Below are 17,637 nucleotides of genomic sequence, written 5' to 3' on the forward strand. Positions count from 1 at the left end.
ATGGAATATACACCTAGACTTAAAGAAGAATATCAAAGCAGAATCAAAAATGCTTTGAAAGAAGAATTCGGATACGAAAATGTGATGCAAGTTCCGAAATTGGAAAAAATTGTGATCAGTAGAGGAGTTGGTGCAGCCATTGCAGATAAGAAATTAATCGAGCATGCCGCTAACGAATTAACTGCTATTACAGGTCAGAAAGCAGTAACAACCATTTCAAAAAAGGACGTTGCGTCTTTTAAATTGAGAAAAGGAATGCCGATTGGCGTTAAAGTAACTTTACGCGCTGATAGAATGTACGAATTTCTCGATAGATTGGTCACTGTAGCGCTTCCACGGGTAAGAGATTTTAAAGGTGTGAAAAGCACAGGATTTGATGGAAGGGGTAATTATAACTTAGGAGTTACTGAGCAAATTATATTTCCTGAAATCAATATCGATAAGATTTACAGAATTGGAGGTATGGATATCACTTTTGTGACAACAGCAAATACCGACAAAGAAGCGAAATCATTATTACACGAATTGGGTTTACCATTTAAAAAGAATTAAGAGATGGCAAAAGAATCAATGAAAGCTCGCGAAGTAAAAAGAGCAAAAACGGTTGCAAAATATGCTGAGAAGAGAAAAGCTTTGAAAGAAGCCGGAGAGTTTGAGCTATTGCAAAAATTACCGAAAAATGCTTCACCTGTTCGCATGCACAACAGATGTAAATTAACAGGTAGACCAAAAGGTTATATGAGACAGTTTGGTATTTCGCGTGTATTATTCCGTGAAATGGCTAACAACGGGCTTATTCCTGGTGTTAAAAAAGCGAGTTGGTAATTTAGAATTGAATATTAATTGGTTTGAAGTTTAAGTCCTAGTACTCGGGCTTAAAAACCAAAACCGCAAATTTTTTATATGTATACAGATCCTATAGCAGATTTTTTGACCAGGATTCGAAATGCCGCAAAAGCAGGGCATAGAGTGGTCGAAATTCCAGCTTCAAATTTGAAAAAGGAAATGACCAAGATCTTGTTTGATCAGGGTTATATTCTTAGCTACAAGTTTGAAGAAAACAAAGTGCAAGACAAAATTAAAATTGCACTTAAGTATGACAAGATTACTAAACAATCAGTAATTAAAAAATTACAAAGAGTAAGTACACCGGGTTTACGTCAGTATGCAAGTGCTTCTGAAATGCCAAGGGTATTAAATGGTTTAGGAATCGCCATCGTCTCTACCTCAAAAGGGGTAATGACGAACAAGAAAGCTCGTTTAGAGAATGTTGGTGGCGAGGTATTATGTTACGTTTATTAATAAAATTGTAAGATTAGTAAGATGTCAAGAATTGGAAAAAATCCCGTAGTTATTCCCGCTGGTGTGACAGTTGAGCTCAAAGACAACCACATCACAGTGAAAGGAAAACTCGGCGAGTTATCTCAGGATATTACTGGGATTACAGTGAAACAAGAAGATAATACTTTGGTTTTAGAAAGAAGCGACGAAAGTAAAGCACAAAAATCAGCACATGGTTTATACCGTGCTCTGATCAATAACATGGTGGTAGGTGTATCAACAGGTTGGTCTAAAGACCTAGAGTTGGTGGGTGTAGGTTACCGTGCTTCGAACCAAGGACAAAGATTAGATTTAGCTTTAGGATTCTCTCACAATATTATATTTGATATTGCTCCGGAAGTAAAAGTTGAAACGATTACAGAAAAGGGGAAAAACCCTATCATAAAATTAACTTCGCATGATAAACAATTGGTGGGTCATGTGGCGGCTAAGATCAGATCTTTCCGTAAGCCTGAACCATACAAAGGAAAAGGAGTTAAATTTGTTGGAGAATTGTTAAGAAGAAAAGCAGGTAAAACAGCTTAATAGAGGATAGTTATGGCATTATCAAAACTAGAAAGAAGATCTCGAATTAAACAGAGAATCAGAAAAATTGTTACAGGAACTGCAAGTCAGCCAAGGTTGTCTGTATACAGAAGTAACAAAGAAATATACGGCCAATTAATTGATGACGCTAGCGGTGTGACCATTGCTTCGGCTTCTTCAAGAGAAAAAGGTGTAACTGCCGGAACAAAAGTGGAAGTGGCAAATGCAGTTGGAAAATTGCTTGCTGAAAAAGCGGTAAAGGCAGGTGTTGAAACTTGTTCATTTGATAGAAATGGATATTTATTTCACGGAAGAGTTAAATCTTTTGCTGATGGAGCAAGAGAAGGTGGTTTAAAATTTTAACAAGACGTCATGTTCAAGAGTTATAAAAATATTGAAAGAGTAAAACCAAGCGGTTTAGAATTAAAAGATCATTTGGTAGGGGTACAACGTGTGACCAAAGTGACCAAAGGAGGAAGAACTTTTGGATTCTCCGCAATCGTGGTTGTAGGTAACGGGAATGGCGTTGTAGGATACGGTCTAGGTAAATCTCAAGATGTGGCGACTGCCATCGCAAAAGCCATTGAAGATGCGAAGAAAAACCTGGTAAGAGTGCCGATTTTGAACCAGACATTACCACATGAGCAAAAAGGTAAATACGGAGGAGCGAAAGTTTATTTGAAACCAGCTTCACACGGTACCGGAGTTATTGCCGGTGGTGCTGTACGTGCGGTATTAGAATCAGTAGGAGTTCATGATGTACTATCAAAATCACAAGGATCTTCTAACCCACATAACGTAGTAAAAGCTACATTTGATGCTTTGTTAAATTTACGTGATGCACATACCATCGCTAAACAAAGGGGAATTAGCTTAGAAAAAGTGTTTAACGGATAATAGATTTGTGATGAAGAAATTAAAAATTACACAGGTTCGAAGTAAAATAAGAAGACCTAAAAACCAGAAGCTTACTTTAGAAGCACTTGGTTTGACTAGAATGAATCAGTCGGTTGAGCACGAGGCAACTCCGTCAATCTTAGGAATGGTAAAAACAGTTAATCACTTAGTTTCTGTAGAAGAAATTTAATAAGGTATTAGAGTTATGGAACTTAATAATTTACAACCGGCAAAAGGGTCAGTAAAATCGGTAAAAAGAATCGGACGTGGTCAGGGTTCTGGAAAAGGTGGAACTGCAACTCGTGGACATAAAGGACAAAAATCTCGTTCAGGATATTCTAAGAAGATAGGATTTGAAGGAGGTCAGATGCCTTTACAACGAAGAGTACCTAAGTTCGGTTTTACAAATATCAATCGTAAAGAATACAAAGGAATCAATTTGGACAAACTTCAACAATTGGTTGATGATGGCAAGATCACTGATACAGTGAATATGGAAGTATTGATCGCAAATGGATTGACAAGTAAGAACGATATGGTAAAGATTTTGGGGCGTGGAGAACTCACCGCAAAATTAGATATCACGGTACATAAATTTACAGCAACTGCCAAAGCCGCTATTGAAAAAGCAGGAGGTAAAGCTGAAACGATTTAAATAGTATTGTTTAATGAAGAAATTTATTAGTACCCTACAGGATATTTGGAAAATTGACGAGTTAAGAAACAAAATCATCATTACATTAAGTTTGATGGTGGTGTATCGCTTGGCAGCTCATTTACCATTACCTGGAATCGACCCGACACAATTATCGGGTATAAACGACAAAACATCCGGAGGTTTGTTAGGTCTGTTGAATGCATTTACCGGAGGCGCTTTTGCTAATGCTTCGGTAATGGCTTTGGGAATTATGCCTTATATCTCAGCATCTATTGTAGTGCAGTTAATGGGTATAGCGATTCCTTATTTACAGAAATTACAGAAGGAAGGAGAAAGTGGAAGGAAAAAGATCAATCAAATTACAAGATGGTTAACCATTGGTATTTTGATCATTCAGGCACCGGCTTATATTGTAAGTTTACCGAGTTTGGGTATTCCTGAAAGTGCATTTTTATTAGGAAGAGGTCCTTTGTTCTATTTCTCATCAATCCTATTGTTAACTACAGGTACTGTATTTGCTATGTGGTTGGGCGAGAAAATTACTGACAAGGGAATTGGAAACGGAATATCCTTGTTAATTATGATCGGTATCATCGCTAGATTTCCTGCATCTTTTATGCAAGAAGCTACCTCTAGGGTAACTCAATCTAACGGTGGATTATTAATGATATTGATCGAAGTGATCATTTGGTTACTTGTTATTTTAGCTTCTGTACTATTGGTTACAGCTGTTAGAAAAATTCAGGTTCAATACGCAAGAAGAACAGCTGCAGGTAATATAAAAGATGTAGCAGGAGCTAGGCAATATATTCCATTGAAATTAAATTCATCTGGTGTAATGCCCATTATCTTTGCACAAGCATTAATGTTTGTTCCAGGTTTATTGGCAAATTCTGAGAATAACACTTTAAAATCTATCGGTATTTCGTTTACAGATATGTTTGGATTTTGGTACAATGTGGTTTTTGCTATTCTGATTATCATTTTTAGTTATTTCTATACAGCCATTACAATTCCAACCAATAAGATGGCGGATGATTTAAAGAGAGGTGGAGGATTTGTACCAGGTATCAGACCTGGTAAAGATACTGCGGAGTATTTAGATGGTATATTATCTAAAATAACATTGCCCGGATCTATTTTCTTGGCATTGTTAGCGGTATTGCCTGCTATCATTACCAAATTTGGTGTACAACCCGGATGGGCATTGTTTTACGGAGGTACCTCATTATTGATTATGGTGGGTGTAGCAATAGACACACTGCAACAAATCAATTCGTATTTGTTAAATAGACATTACGATGGTTTGATGAAAACCGGAGCAAAAAGAAAAACAACTGTTTAAAGTATATGGCAAAACAAGCTGCAATACAACAAGATGGAACAATTATAGAAGCGTTGTCTAATGCAATGTTTCGTGTTGAACTAGAAAATGAGCATATTGTAACGGCGCATATTTCGGGAAAGATGAGGATGCATTACATCAAATTACTACCCGGTGATAGAGTGAAGTTGGAGATGAGTCCATATGATTTAAGTAAAGCAAGAATAACCTATAGATATTAATTTTTTTAACTGCTTGTTATATTGGGAGTTGTAATATACAATAGTGGTTGTTAACAAAGACTAGAACTTATGAAAGTTAGAGCATCAATTAAGAAAAGAAGTGCCGAGTGCAAAATTGTACGCAGAAAAGGCAGATTATATGTAATCAACAAAAGTAATCCTAGATTTAAACAAAGACAAGGATAAGTTATGGCAAGAATAGCAGGAATTGACATCCCAAAGAACAAAAGAGGTGCTATAGCACTAACTTATATCTTTGGTATCGGTAGAAGTAAGGCTAAAGAGATTTTAGCGAATGCCCAAGTTGACGAGAATATTAAAGTTCAGGATTGGACAGATGACAACATCGCAGAAGTTCGTGAACAAGTAGCCAAAGTCAAAATTGAGGGTGAATTGAGATCGGAGATCCAAGTAAACATCAAACGTTTAATGGATATCGGTTGTTACAGAGGAATCAGACACAGATCTGGATTACCATTGAGAGGTCAACACACGAAAAATAATTCGAGAACCAGAAAAGGTAAGAAGAAAACTGTCGCAAACAAAAAGAAAGCAACTAAATAATCATTAGAGAAAATGGCAAAGAAAGTTCAAAAAAAGCGAAAAGTTATAGTTGACGCTGTTGGGGAAGCGCATATCAATGCCACCTTTAATAACATCATCATATCGTTAACGAATAAAAACGGAGATGTTATTTCTTGGTCTAGTGCAGGAAAGCAAGGCTTTAGAGGTTCAAAAAAGAATACTCCTTATGCTGCGCAGACTGCTGCTGAAGATTGTGCAAAAGTTGCTCATGAGGCTGGTTTACGCAAAGTAAAAGTTTTCGTAAAAGGTCCGGGTAATGGTAGAGAATCTGCAATCAGAACGATCCACAACAGTGGTATTGAAGTAACTGAAATAGTGGATATTACACCAATCCCACACAACGGATGTAGACCTCCAAAAAGAAGAAGAGTATAATTATAAATTTTAATAACGAGGATTAAGATTATCGAAGGATTGCCTTAATTCATAATCCCTTAATTATTTAAAGAAATGGCAAGATATACAGGTCCAAAAACAAAAATCTCCAGAAAATTCGGTCAGACTTTATTTGGAGAAGACAAATCGTTTGAAAGAAGAAACTACCCTCCGGGGCAGCATGGTTCAAACAGAAGAAGAGGAAAACAATCTGAATATTCTATTCAGTTGAACGAAAAGCAAAAAGCAAAATACACTTATGGTATTTTAGAACGTCAATTCCGCAACCTTTTTGAGAAAGCTCAAAGTACAAAGGGTATTACCGGTGAAGTATTATTGCAACTTTGCGAATGTAGATTAGATAATGTGGTGTACAGAATGGGAATTTCCCCATCACGTCGTGGTGCACGTCAGTTGGTATCGCACCGTCACATTACAGTTAATGGTGAAATAGTTAACATTCCGTCTTATCAGTTAAAAGAAGGAGATATTATAGGTGTAAGAGAAAAGTCGAAATCGTTAGAAGTGATTGACCGTTCATTAGCTGCCAACAAAAGTGTATATGAATGGCTTGCTTGGAATTCTGAAACCAGAGAAGGAAGATTTATCAAAGTTCCTGAAAGAGTTCAAATTCCAGAAAATATTAACGAACAGTTTATTGTAGAGTTGTACTCTAAATAATTAAAGACAGATTCTAAACTTATGGCAATTTTAAATTTTCAAAAACCGGATAAAGTATTAATGATTGAATCGAATGCCTATGAAGGTAAATTCGAATTCAAACCCCTAGAGCCTGGATATGGTTTAACCATAGGGAATGCTTTGCGACGTGTTTTACTTTCTTCTTTAGAAGGTTATGCAATCAACTCTTTACGTATCGAAGGAGTAGAGCATGAGTTTTCTACCATTGAAGGAATCGTTGAAGACGTTACTGAAATTATTCTAAACCTGAAACAGGTTAGATTTAAACAGCAAATTGAAGATACAGAAAGTGAAAGTGTATCTGTATCATTGAGTGGAAAGGAGCAAATTACTGCCGGAGATTTTCAAAACTTTATTTCAGGTTTTCAAATTTTAAATCCTGAATTGGTAATATGTAATTTAGAGAAATCTGTTAAACTAGATATGGAAATATCTATAGACAAAGGAAGAGGATTTGTATTGGCAGAAGAAAATAAAAAAGCATCAGCACCGCTAGGTACTATTTTTGTTGATTCGATCTATACGCCAATCAAAAATGTAAAATACAGCATTGAAAACTATAGGGTAGAGCAAAAAACAGATTACGAAAAACTCATTTTTGATATCACCACCGATGGGTCTATTAATCCTCAGGATGCTTTAACCGAAGCAGCTAAAATCTTAATTCATCACTTTATGTTATTCTCAGATGAGCGAATTACATTAGAGGCAGATGAAATTGCTCAAACTGAAACTTATGATGAAGAATCATTGCATATGCGTCAGTTATTAAAAACCAGATTGATCGATATGGATCTTTCTGTAAGAGCATTAAACTGTTTGAAAGCTGCAGAAGTTGATACTTTGGGTGATTTGGTTTCTTTTAACAAAAGTGATTTGATGAAGTTCAGAAACTTTGGGAAGAAATCATTGACTGAGTTAGATGAATTGGTAAATGTGAAAGGTTTGACCTTTGGCATGGATTTGACTAAATACAAATTAGATAAAGAATAGTTATTCCGCGTAAAGGAATGAAGTTAATACTGAGCGTACAATGAGACACGGAAAGAAAATAAATCATTTAAGTAGAAAAACTGCGCATAGAAAAGCAATGCTTTCTAATATGGCTTGTTCATTAATCGAGCACAAGCGCATTAATACAACTGTAGCAAAGGCAAAAGCATTGCGTCAGTTTGTAGAGCCTTTGGTAACCAAATCGAAGGAAGATTCTACACATAACAGAAGAATTGTTTTTAAAAATCTTAAAAGCAAAGAAGCAGTTACAGAATTGTTTAGAAATGTTGCTGTAAAAGTTGGAGACAGACCTGGAGGTTATGTAAGAATAATCAAATTAGGTAGTCGTTTAGGAGATAACGCAGACATGGCGATGGTAGAATTTGTTGATTATAACGAGTTGTACAATCCTAAAGGAGGAACTAAGAAGAAGACTACCCGAAGAAGAGGTAAGAAGTCTTCAAAAGAAACTGCTGAGACTGCTGCTCCTTCAAAACCAGAAAACAGCAAAGTTGAAACAAAGGATACAGATGCTAAAGATGAAGCATAATTATGTTATTGGTTGTGTTTAAATTAATTAAAGGGTAAGCTGTTAAAAGCTTATCCTTTTTTTTTATATTGAAATTATGAAACATATTCTAGTTATTATCCTGCTGATAAGCTTTTGCGTCGCTTCTTCCCAAGAACGAAAAACACCTGGTCAGGTAGGAAGTGCAAATGATGTTGTAGGTGGGTTTTTTAGAAAATCTTCCTATCATATTGACGGAAAGGAAATTGAAGGGTCGAGATTCCTTATGCCCAATTGGCAGAATCAAGGTGAATTATATGCAAATGGAAAAATCTTAAGACTTAATAATATCAATTTGGACCTATCTACATATGAATTCAGTCAGATGAAATCAAATGATTCTATTTTTATCTTTGATAAATCTAGCCTTGATTCGGTTAAAATTAACAACAAACTTTTGAAACCAAATTATTCAGGAAAAATCCAGGAAATACTTTCTGAAGGGAAAAATGGAAGCTTGATCAAGCACTATGAAGTCGAAATTATTGAAGGTATGTTCAATCCGACAGACGGGACTACAAAACCATCGAGGTATAAAATAATTGAGGATTATTATGTGATCAAAGGTGGCATCCCCAAAAAAATATCGCTCAACAAGAAGAATTTGGAAGATTTTTTTGGGAATGATAAGGGTAAGGTTGAAAAATTTATCAAAGAAAATAAACTTTCTTATAAGGATGAATCTGATATGATACGGGCATTTAATTTTTACAACACAATTTAAAAAAATCAAACAGCTAATGGAATTTAAAACAAAAAAGAAGGCGGTTATACTTTTGGAAGATGGAACTATATTCGAAGGACAGGCCGTTGGTCAAGACGGTACAGCAGTTGGTGAAATATGTTTTAATACGGGTACAACAGGCTATCAGGAAATATTTACAGACCCATCTTATTTTGGTCAGATCATGATAACGACCAATGCGCACATTGGAAATTATGGTGTGAACGATCAAGAACAAGAATCAGATTCTATCAAAATATCGGGATTAGTTTGTAGAAATTTTTCATATGAACATTCACGTGTTGATTCTGACGGATCCTTGTTGGAGTATTTTGAGAATCAAAATTTCTTTGCAATTTCTAATGTTGATACCAGAGCCTTGGTAAGGCATATACGCAATAAAGGAGCTATGAATGCGGTAATTTCTACTAATTTAGATATGGGTTTTTTAAAATCAGAGCTTGCCAAAGTACCTTCAATGGAAGGCTTAGAGCTGGCTTCGAGTGTGTCTACGAAAGAAGCATATACCTTTGGAAATCCTGAAGCAAAGTATAAAATTTCTGCTTTAGATCTGGGTATTAAAAGAAATATCCTGAGAAATTTTGAGAAAAGAGATTGCTATATCAAAGTTTTCCCTTTTGATACGAGTTTTGAAGAAATGCAGGCCTTTGAACCTGACGGATATTTTCTATCGAATGGTCCGGGTGATCCAACTCCATTAACCAATGCTCAGATAATTGCCAAACAAATTATAGAGTTAGATGAACCTTTATTTGGTATTTGTCTTGGACATCAAGTGATTGCCTTGGCACATGGAATTCCAACTTATAAAATGCATAACGGACATCGAGGGATTAATCACCCCGTAAAAAATCTATTGACAGGAAAAGGAGAAATTACATCTCAAAATCACGGATTTGTGGTGGATAGAAAGGCAGTAGAAGAGGGAGATCTTTTCGATGTAACCCACATCCATTTAAATGACAATACCCTTGCCGGGATGAGAATGAAGAATAAGAATTGTTTTTCAGTACAATATCATCCTGAGGCTAGCCCTGGGCCACATGATTCATCTTATTTGTTTGATGAATTTATCGAACGAATGAATGTGACAAAAACTGTTTAAAAAACACATAGCAGTCGAAATCGTTTGAGTATAAATTATATGAAAACAGGGACAGAACGGGTTTAGTTCCTTAAATTTACAATATAAAATAAAAACTAGAAAATATGAGTATTATAGTAAATATCCACGCCAGACAGATCTTAGATTCAAGAGGAAATCCAACAGTAGAAGTTGATGTCACTACAGAAAATGGTTATGTTGGTCGTGCCGCAGTACCTTCAGGTGCTTCCACCGGAGAGCATGAAGCAGTAGAATTGAGAGATGGAGGAAAAGATTACATGGGTAAAGGCGTTTTAAAGGCCGTTGAAAATGTAAATGAAATCATCGCTGAGCATTTATTAGGATTTTCTGTATTCGAACAAAATGCGATAGACAAATTAATGATAGAATTAGATGGTACACCAAATAAATCAAAATTGGGTGCCAATGCTATTTTGGGTGTTTCTTTGGCAGTGGCAAAAGCTGCAGCTAATGAATTAGGAGTTTCTTTGTTTAGATATGTAGGTGGTGTAAGTGGTAATACTTTACCGGTACCCATGATGAATATTGTAAACGGAGGTTCGCATTCTGATGCACCCATTGCTTTTCAAGAGTTTATGATCATGCCGGTCATGGCAAAAAGTTTTACCCATGCTATGCAAATGGGGACCGAGATCTTCCATAATTTGAAAAAGATACTTCACGATAGAAATTTAAGCACTGCAGTAGGTGATGAGGGCGGTTTTGCCCCAACTTTTGACGGAACAGAAGATGCTATTGAAACCATTTTAGCCGCAATTAAAAAGGCCGGATACAAAGGAGGAGAAGAAGTTATGTTGGCTTTAGATTGTGCCTCTGCAGAATTTTATGAAAATGGAAAATACGATTATTCAAAATTTGAAGGGCCGAATGGAAAAGTAAGAACCAGTCAGGAGCAAGCAGATTATCTGGCTGAATTGGTAGCAAAATATCCAATTATTTCTATCGAGGACGGAATGGATGAAAATGATTGGGCAGGTTGGAAAGATTTGACTGATAAAATCGGAGATAAAGTTCAATTGGTTGGAGATGATTTATTCGTAACCAATGTTGAACGTTTATCGAGAGGAATCAAAGAAGGAATTGCCAATTCAATTTTGATCAAAGTCAACCAAATCGGTACTTTGTCTGAAACGATTGCCGCAGTTAACATGGCACATAATGCCGGTTATACTTCTGTGATGTCTCACAGGTCAGGTGAAACAGAAGACAATACCATTGCGGATCTTGCTGTAGCCTTAAATACAGGGCAAATTAAGACAGGTTCAGCTTCAAGAAGTGATCGTATGGCAAAATACAATCAATTGCTAAGAATTGAAGAGGAATTAGCTGATGTGGCTTATTTCCCTCAACTCAAAGCTTTTAAAGTGAAAAAATAATAATGATAAAAACCGGTTTTTACCGGTTTTTTTTATGTTAAAATTAGCTACAATCATTACAAAGAAACTGTGTTAATTTTTGTAAATTAGACCCTCATAAAATAATAGTCATAGAATGTCAGAAATAGCAAAATTAGAAATAGGCGGTAAAAGCTATGAATTACCTGTAGTTCGTGGTACAGAGAATGAAGTCGCCATCGATATTAAAAATTTAAGATCAGATACAGGTGGATTAATTACACTAGATTCAGGGTTCAAAAATACCGGAGCATGTGAGAGTAAGATTACATTTCTCGATGGTGAAAAAGGAATATTAAGGCATCGGGGTTATTCGATTGAAGACCTTGCCAAAGGTTCTAATTTTCTCGAAGTATCTTATTTGGTCATCTTTGGTGAATTACCGACTAAAGCGCAATATGAAAAGTTTGAAAAGGATATCAAGAGACATACCCTTTTGAACGAGGAAATGAAAAACATCATTGACGGCTATCCTAAAAGTGCTCACCCGATGGGTATTCTTTCATCCATGACTTGTGCATTGACAGCATTTAACCCTATAACAGTCAATGTAAATGATCCAGTAGCTCTTTATGAGGGGATCGTAAAGATCATGGCGAAATTTCCTGTTTTGGCTGCCTGGGCGCATAGTAAAACCCATGGAATGCCATTAAACTATGCTGATAATTCATTGGGTTATGTGGAGAACATCTTGAATATGATGTTTAAGATCCCTACAGAAACTTATAAGATCAATCCTATTGCCGTGAAAGCCTTGGATGAATTATTGATTTTGCATGCAGATCATGAGCAAAACTGTTCTACTTCTACTGTTAGAATTGTTGGGTCTTCAGAGGCAGGGTTATTTGCTTCAATTTCAGCAGGTGTATCGGCGCTTTGGGGAAGATTACACGGAGGAGCAAATCAAGCTGTTTTAGAGATGCTTGAAGCTATTCAGAACGATGGAGGAGATGTTGAGAAATATATCGCTAAAGCGAAGGATAAAGATGATCCATTTAGATTGATGGGCTTTGGTCATAGGGTATACAAAAATTTTGACCCACGTGCGAGATTGATCAAGAAAGCTGCCGATGAGTTGTTTGAAGACTTAGGTACTTCTGATCCGGTATTGGCCATCGCCAAGCATTTGGAAAAAGTAGCCTTAGAAGACGAGTATTTTGCTGAGAAGAAATTATATCCAAATGTGGATTTCTATTCCGGAATTATCTATCGCGCTTTGGGCATACCTGTACAAATGTTTACTGTGATGTTTGCCATTGGTCGTTTACCCGGATGGATTGCTCAATGGAGAGAAATGCGCTTAAATAAAGAACCGATCGGAAGACCAAGACAATTATATATTGGAGAACCTTTACGTCCGTTTGTTCCAATGGACAAAAGATAAAGATTCACTAAATTTTAACAAATCGCAAGGCGAACCATTTTCGTTTTGCGATTTTTTTTTAGCTAATTTTGTGAAAAACTTATTTTTTTGGACAAATTTTATTTAAATATCAAAAATGAGACTTCCAGGCTTAAAGCTGTAGTGCTTGGAACGGCGAAATCTAATGGACCAACGCCTAAGGTTGAAGACTGTTATGATCCTAAGTCGAGAGAACATGTAATTGCAGGAACATATCCCAAGGAAGAGGATATGATTCTAGAGTTGGATGCTTTTGAAAATGTGCTAAAAAAATATGACGTGATCGTTTTTCGACCAGAGATTATGGAGGATGTCAATCAAATTTTTGCACGTGACATCGGCTTTGTCATTGAGAACAGATTTATTAAGTCAAATATTTTGCCCGATCGGGAGGAAGAATTTCAATCGATTGAATACATAGTCAACCATCTCGACCCGAATGATATCATCATTCCACCGGAGGAGGTACATGTGGAAGGAGGTGATGTGATGCCCTGGAATGAGTATATTTTTGTAGGTACATATACGGGAGAAGATTACAAACAGTTCATCACAGCGCGAACGAATAAGGAGGCGATCGAATTTTTGAAAAATCTATTTCCAGATAAAAAAGTTGTCAAATTTGAATTGCGCAAATCGAATATAAATGCAAAAGAAAATGCCTTGCATTTGGATTGTTGTTTCCAACCCTTGGGAAAAGGGAAAGCCATTATTCACAAAAATGGATTTTTGATAGAAGAAGAATACCAATTTCTCATAGATTTATTTGGAAAGGAGAATGTATTTGAAATCACCAAGGAAGAAATGTATCAAATGAATTCCAATGTATTTTCTATTTCTGAAGAGGTCGTTGTTTCAGAACAGAATTTTACCAGATTGAATACCTGGCTTCGCTCACATGGCTTTGTTGTCGAGGAGATCCCATTCGCCGAAATATCCAAACAAGAAGGGCTGTTGAGATGTTCTACTTTACCGTTAATAAGGGATTGAGTTGTGTTTGGGAGTTTGTAGTGATACAGTTATGCGGATTTACAGTTGTACTGGCAAAGGTTGAATTTTGATTGTTGAAGTTAGAGGTTTGAAGTGGGAAGTGAGATGAATGGTGCGAATTGTAAGTGAAAAAGCGTCTCCTCCTTTTAGGAGGAGCCAGCCTGCGGCAGTCAGGTACCCGAAGGGGGAGGTGGTTAAAATTTAGATCGTTTAAAAACGTAACCACCCCGGCACTTTGTGCCACCCCTCCTAAAAGGAGGGGAAGGTAGTTTAGGTGAAAGGGCAGAATTTAATGATAATTGTTGAATGATGAATATTGAATGATTTGATCTTGATACCTAAATGACGTTGATGGGAGAATTTAGAATTGAGATTGCAGCCTTCGGCGGGTTTTACGGTTATACAGTTATGCGGTGGGAGAGTGAAGAAGTGAAGTAGTGACAGAGTGAAGAAAGCGATGTCGTTAAATACAGGTACATTAAAGCGAGGAATGGAGCTGTGTTATTCAGTTCGATAATAGTGAAATGATTATTTATCAGGGATTTATAAGCCCGGTCTCGAAGAAAAAAACACCTTGTGGGTATAGGCTACGATTAACTGGACTGTGATTAATGTATTACCCGAAGTCTTTGACTTCGGGATTTTGTTTCTCTTCTTTTGTCTTGAAACAAAAGAAGCAAAAATTCAAGGCTGCAAAGAAAAAAGTACTTCGCCCTTCATCAGGGCTAAGTGCGGCGGAGTGATCTTCTCATAGCGGATCGAAGCTTCTCCGTCTTACTAAGCCTTGATTTTGATCTCAGCACTTTTTTCTTTGAGGCCGGAGATAGAGTCAGTTTATGAGAAAGATTGAAAATTAGAAGGAGAGAAATACGAATGATTAATGTAGATTGTTCAATTTTGCATGATTTGCGAATTTTAAAGCCTGGCCTATTTTATTTTTCGTCCTGGCTTCCAGAAAATTTTAGAGATGCCGATAGCTATCGGCATCGGCAGGCGAAGGAGCAGCCAGAGAGCGAAGCGTCCTTAGGCTGCGGCGGATAAAAATTTTATGGCAAAAGTCATAGAAAATGAAAATCAGCCTTGATTTTTTGCCTACTTTTTGATCAAGCAAAAAGTAGGGTAGAACTCCCGAAGTTGTAAACTTCGGGCAACACGGTTTGAAACAGACACTAACATGACCAATAAAAATAAAAAACCACTACTGTGATGCAACAAATAACCAATACATTGTTAATGATCCGTCCTGTGGCATTCAGAATGAATGAACAAACTGCTGTCAATAACTTTTACCAGCAACAATTGGACGGTCTTGATGCGAAAGAAGTGCAAGCAAGAGCTTTGAAAGAATTTGATGATTTTGTAAAAAAATTGAGAGGTGCCGGGGTACATGTGGTCGTGGTGAATGATGAACCATTCCCGAATACACCGGATTCTATTTTCCCCAACAACTGGATCTCCTTTCACGAGAATGGCACAGTGGCCATTTATCCGATGTTTGCAGAGAACAGGCGACTGGAAAGGAGAGAGGATATTCTAGAAATTCTCGAAGAGCAAGGATTTGTGATCGACGAAGTGGTAGATTACACATCTGCAGAAGATGAAGATACCTTTCTGGAAGGTACGGGTAGCTTATTACTGGACAGGGTCAATAAAAAAGCCTATTGTGCTTTGTCGCCCAGAGCCGATGAAGAATTGTTCATCGAGTTCTGCGAAGATTTTGAATATACACCAGTCTTATTTCATGCCTATCAAACGGTTGAAGGTCGACGAGAATTGATCTATCATACCAATGTGATGATGGCTTTGGGTGAAAAATTTGCCGTGATCTGTTTGGATTCGATCGATGATCAAAGCGAAAAGAAAAATGTCGTCGCGCATTTGAAAGAGTCTGGAAAAGATATCATCGCCATCACCGAAGCACAGGTAAACCAGTTTGCCGGGAATATGCTTCAGGTTATTGGCTATAATGAAGAGCGGTTTACAGTAATGAGCGAAGCGGCTTTTAGATGCTTGACTCCTCACCAAATTGCAATCATAGAAAAATCTTCTACAATTTTATATAGTGATTTAAGCACGATAGAAACCGCGGGAGGAGGCAGCGCCAGGTGTATGATGGCGGAGGTGTTTTTGGGGAGGAGGTAAATAGTAATTTAATCGTGTATTCAATCAATTTATAGCTTTGGAAGGAAGATATAATAAAGATGCAGCCGAAGCGATTAATTTATTTATATAAAGTGTAATTAAAAAAACACTTTCAAAAAGCATTTTCCTCTTTACCCGAAAAAATGTTCCAGACAGTAAGAATTATTATTTTAAAATCAAGGAGTAAATTCCAGTTTTCCAAATACCAGATATCTGCTTCTGCTCGTTTTTTCATATCTTCTACTTCTTTTGTTTCTCCTCTAAAGCCTTTTATTTGTGCCCACCCTGTAATTCCAGGTTTAGCAAAATGACGGACCATGAACTTATTGACTAATTGACTATACATTTTTGTATGTTTAAGCATATGGGGTCTTGGTCCTACCACCGACATGTCGCCTTTAAATACATTGATGAATTGCGGAAATTCATCTAAACTGGTTTTCCGTAAAAATCTGCCAACAGGAGTTATTCTATCATCATCTTTTGTAGCTTGTATTAAATCGCTTTCACGATTAATTTTCATGGTCCTAAATTTGAAACAATTAAAAATTTTACCTCGTTTTCCTGATCTCTCTTGTACGAAAAAAATAGGACCATCACTAGAAAGTTTGATAAATACGGCGACTACGGGGAAGAGCCATGAACAGATAAATAATATGACAAAAAATGAAAAGATTAAATCAAAAGATCGTTTAATCAGTTTATTTGATAAGCTCTCTAAAGGTTCTTGTCTAAACTTTAAAATTGGTATTAAGTCTACATAATCAATATAGAAGGATTGAGAAAGATATTCGGAATACTCTGGAATTATTTTTACCCGAATCAAATTATTATCACCAAAATGCAATAAATCATTAATAAAAGCACTTTGTTTATGAGGCAGACTTATTATCATATGGTGGATTATATTACTTTCACAATATGATTTTACTTCTTCAAGTCTGCCCTGATATAGATTTTTGGTAAATTCATTTGGAGCAGCGTTGGTAAATAAAGCAGAAATTTGATATCCGACTTCAGGTGATGACTGGATTCTTTTTATCATCGCCTCCATATTCTTATTCATGCCGACCAATAAAACTTTTCTATAATTTAGTCCGCGGATCCTCATTTTTTTTATTTGGAAAAGGACGGCAATGTGCCACGCTAATTGTAAAAATGAAAATGACAAGAACATTGAAATATAAAATTTAGGAGATATAGCAATGCCAAAAAAAAGCAAAAGTGTATTAATTAAAAGAAAGTATAGTATGAGGGCTTTTACATTTTCCATCATAATATGATCCATTCTTAAAAATCGCGGTATATCATAGATCTTTCGGTTTAGGACGATTAGAATCCATGTAAAAGCAGCAATTGTAAAACTTAATTTATAATGGTTTAAACTAAGAATTTCACTTTTGAACAAATTATGTGCGATAAAAAAAGAAATCGATAGTATTATAATATCGATGAGTAAAACAGGTATAAAAAAATATTTTGATTTACCGTTTGGCATATATTCATCTAGTTAGCAGTGAGAGATATGTATAGTGCAAAAATGTTTTTATCATATTGTGGTAATTAATCAGAAATAATTTTTCAATAAATTATATAAAATAAAGATAAAGTTATTTTTAGATATAAAT

At 36.2% G+C, this 17,637-nt stretch carries 23 protein-coding genes; 22 read left to right on the forward strand and 1 reads right to left on the reverse strand.

Features of this window, described 5'->3' with window-relative positions; genetic code table 11:
* The 22 genes from rplE to ctlX all read left to right on the forward strand — a co-directional run bounded on the left by rplE (nt 1) and on the right by ctlX (nt 16,009).
* The gene (gene rplE / locus ACFQ39_RS14345; RefSeq protein WP_377180202.1) at nt 1–552 is read left to right on the forward strand and encodes a 50S ribosomal protein L5; all 552 of its coding nucleotides are present in this window, start codon (nt 1–3) and stop codon (nt 550–552) included.
* A 3-nt stretch (nt 553–555) separates the two neighbouring features.
* Nucleotides 556–825 carry a 30S ribosomal protein S14 gene (gene rpsN / locus ACFQ39_RS14350; protein ID WP_377180204.1) on the forward strand — a complete coding sequence of 90 codons (270 nt, stop codon included), beginning with the start codon at nt 556–558 and terminating at the stop codon, nt 823–825.
* A 78-nt stretch (nt 826–903) separates the two neighbouring features.
* Nucleotides 904–1,302, forward strand: coding sequence for a 30S ribosomal protein S8 (rpsH, locus tag ACFQ39_RS14355; RefSeq protein ID WP_377180206.1), 399 nt, complete (start codon nt 904–906; stop codon nt 1,300–1,302).
* Nucleotides 1,303–1,323: 21 nt separating this feature from the next.
* A complete protein-coding gene (gene rplF, locus ACFQ39_RS14360) occupies nt 1,324–1,866 on the forward strand; it encodes a 50S ribosomal protein L6 (protein WP_377180208.1) in 543 nt (180 codons plus the stop codon).
* Nucleotides 1,867–1,878: 12 nt separating this feature from the next.
* On the forward strand, nt 1,879–2,229 hold the full coding sequence (rplR, locus tag ACFQ39_RS14365) for a 50S ribosomal protein L18 (protein ID WP_377180210.1): 351 nt from the start codon (nt 1,879–1,881) through the stop codon (nt 2,227–2,229).
* Between the two features lie 9 nt (nt 2,230–2,238).
* On the forward strand, nt 2,239–2,763 hold the full coding sequence (rpsE, locus tag ACFQ39_RS14370; RefSeq protein ID WP_377180212.1) for a 30S ribosomal protein S5: 525 nt from the start codon (nt 2,239–2,241) through the stop codon (nt 2,761–2,763).
* Between the two features lie 10 nt (nt 2,764–2,773).
* Entirely contained in the window at nt 2,774–2,953 is a 180-nt protein-coding gene (gene rpmD, locus ACFQ39_RS14375; RefSeq protein WP_377180214.1) for a 50S ribosomal protein L30, read from the forward strand.
* 15 nt (nt 2,954–2,968) lie between these two features.
* Nucleotides 2,969–3,418: a 50S ribosomal protein L15 gene (gene rplO, locus ACFQ39_RS14380; RefSeq protein ID WP_377180216.1), complete on the forward strand. Its 450-nt coding sequence runs from the start codon at nt 2,969–2,971 to the stop codon at nt 3,416–3,418.
* Between the two features lie 13 nt (nt 3,419–3,431).
* The gene (gene secY / locus ACFQ39_RS14385; protein ID WP_377180218.1) at nt 3,432–4,766 is read left to right on the forward strand and encodes a preprotein translocase subunit SecY; all 1,335 of its coding nucleotides are present in this window, start codon (nt 3,432–3,434) and stop codon (nt 4,764–4,766) included.
* A gap of 5 nt (nt 4,767–4,771) precedes the next feature.
* Nucleotides 4,772–4,987 carry a translation initiation factor IF-1 gene (gene infA / locus ACFQ39_RS14390; RefSeq protein WP_377180220.1) on the forward strand — a complete coding sequence of 72 codons (216 nt, stop codon included), beginning with the start codon at nt 4,772–4,774 and terminating at the stop codon, nt 4,985–4,987.
* 69 nt (nt 4,988–5,056) lie between these two features.
* The gene (gene ykgO / locus ACFQ39_RS14395; RefSeq protein ID WP_377180222.1) at nt 5,057–5,173 is read left to right on the forward strand and encodes a type B 50S ribosomal protein L36; all 117 of its coding nucleotides are present in this window, start codon (nt 5,057–5,059) and stop codon (nt 5,171–5,173) included.
* A 3-nt stretch (nt 5,174–5,176) separates the two neighbouring features.
* Nucleotides 5,177–5,551 (forward strand): 30S ribosomal protein S13, encoded by a 375-nt coding sequence (rpsM, locus tag ACFQ39_RS14400; RefSeq protein ID WP_377180224.1) that lies wholly within the window; start codon nt 5,177–5,179, stop codon nt 5,549–5,551.
* Between the two features lie 12 nt (nt 5,552–5,563).
* Entirely contained in the window at nt 5,564–5,947 is a 384-nt protein-coding gene (gene rpsK / locus ACFQ39_RS14405) for a 30S ribosomal protein S11 (protein ID WP_377180226.1), read from the forward strand.
* Between the two features lie 75 nt (nt 5,948–6,022).
* Nucleotides 6,023–6,628 (forward strand): 30S ribosomal protein S4, encoded by a 606-nt coding sequence (rpsD, locus tag ACFQ39_RS14410; protein WP_377180228.1) that lies wholly within the window; start codon nt 6,023–6,025, stop codon nt 6,626–6,628.
* Nucleotides 6,629–6,649: 21 nt separating this feature from the next.
* The gene (locus ACFQ39_RS14415) at nt 6,650–7,642 is read left to right on the forward strand and encodes a DNA-directed RNA polymerase subunit alpha (protein ID WP_377180230.1); all 993 of its coding nucleotides are present in this window, start codon (nt 6,650–6,652) and stop codon (nt 7,640–7,642) included.
* Between the two features lie 40 nt (nt 7,643–7,682).
* Complete coding sequence (rplQ, locus tag ACFQ39_RS14420) at nt 7,683–8,192, forward strand: 50S ribosomal protein L17 (protein ID WP_377180233.1); 510 nt, start codon at nt 7,683–7,685, stop codon at nt 8,190–8,192.
* 76 nt (nt 8,193–8,268) lie between these two features.
* Nucleotides 8,269–8,934 carry a hypothetical protein gene (locus ACFQ39_RS14425; RefSeq protein ID WP_377180235.1) on the forward strand — a complete coding sequence of 222 codons (666 nt, stop codon included), beginning with the start codon at nt 8,269–8,271 and terminating at the stop codon, nt 8,932–8,934.
* Nucleotides 8,935–8,950: 16 nt separating this feature from the next.
* Nucleotides 8,951–10,060: a glutamine-hydrolyzing carbamoyl-phosphate synthase small subunit gene (gene carA / locus ACFQ39_RS14430; RefSeq protein ID WP_377180237.1), complete on the forward strand. Its 1,110-nt coding sequence runs from the start codon at nt 8,951–8,953 to the stop codon at nt 10,058–10,060.
* A gap of 104 nt (nt 10,061–10,164) precedes the next feature.
* Entirely contained in the window at nt 10,165–11,457 is a 1,293-nt protein-coding gene (gene eno, locus ACFQ39_RS14435; protein ID WP_377180239.1) for a phosphopyruvate hydratase, read from the forward strand.
* Between the two features lie 115 nt (nt 11,458–11,572).
* On the forward strand, nt 11,573–12,859 hold the full coding sequence (locus tag ACFQ39_RS14440; protein ID WP_377180241.1) for a citrate synthase: 1,287 nt from the start codon (nt 11,573–11,575) through the stop codon (nt 12,857–12,859).
* Between the two features lie 87 nt (nt 12,860–12,946).
* On the forward strand, nt 12,947–13,867 hold the full coding sequence (locus tag ACFQ39_RS14445) for a dimethylarginine dimethylaminohydrolase family protein (protein WP_377180243.1): 921 nt from the start codon (nt 12,947–12,949) through the stop codon (nt 13,865–13,867).
* Nucleotides 13,868–15,073: 1,206 nt separating this feature from the next.
* Nucleotides 15,074–16,009: a citrulline utilization hydrolase CtlX gene (gene ctlX / locus ACFQ39_RS14450; RefSeq protein ID WP_377180245.1), complete on the forward strand. Its 936-nt coding sequence runs from the start codon at nt 15,074–15,076 to the stop codon at nt 16,007–16,009.
* 112 nt (nt 16,010–16,121) lie between these two features.
* Here ctlX and ACFQ39_RS14455 read toward each other — a convergent pair whose 3' ends face one another.
* Nucleotides 16,122–17,507, reverse strand: a complete 1,386-nt coding sequence (locus ACFQ39_RS14455; protein ID WP_377180247.1) for an undecaprenyl-phosphate glucose phosphotransferase — start codon at nt 17,505–17,507, stop codon at nt 16,122–16,124.
* Nucleotides 17,508–17,637 lie beyond the last annotated feature (130 nt).

Origin of the sequence: Namhaeicola litoreus (assembly GCF_042679565.1) — a bacterium.
Lineage (GTDB): Bacteria > Bacteroidota > Bacteroidia > Flavobacteriales > Flavobacteriaceae > Namhaeicola > Namhaeicola litoreus.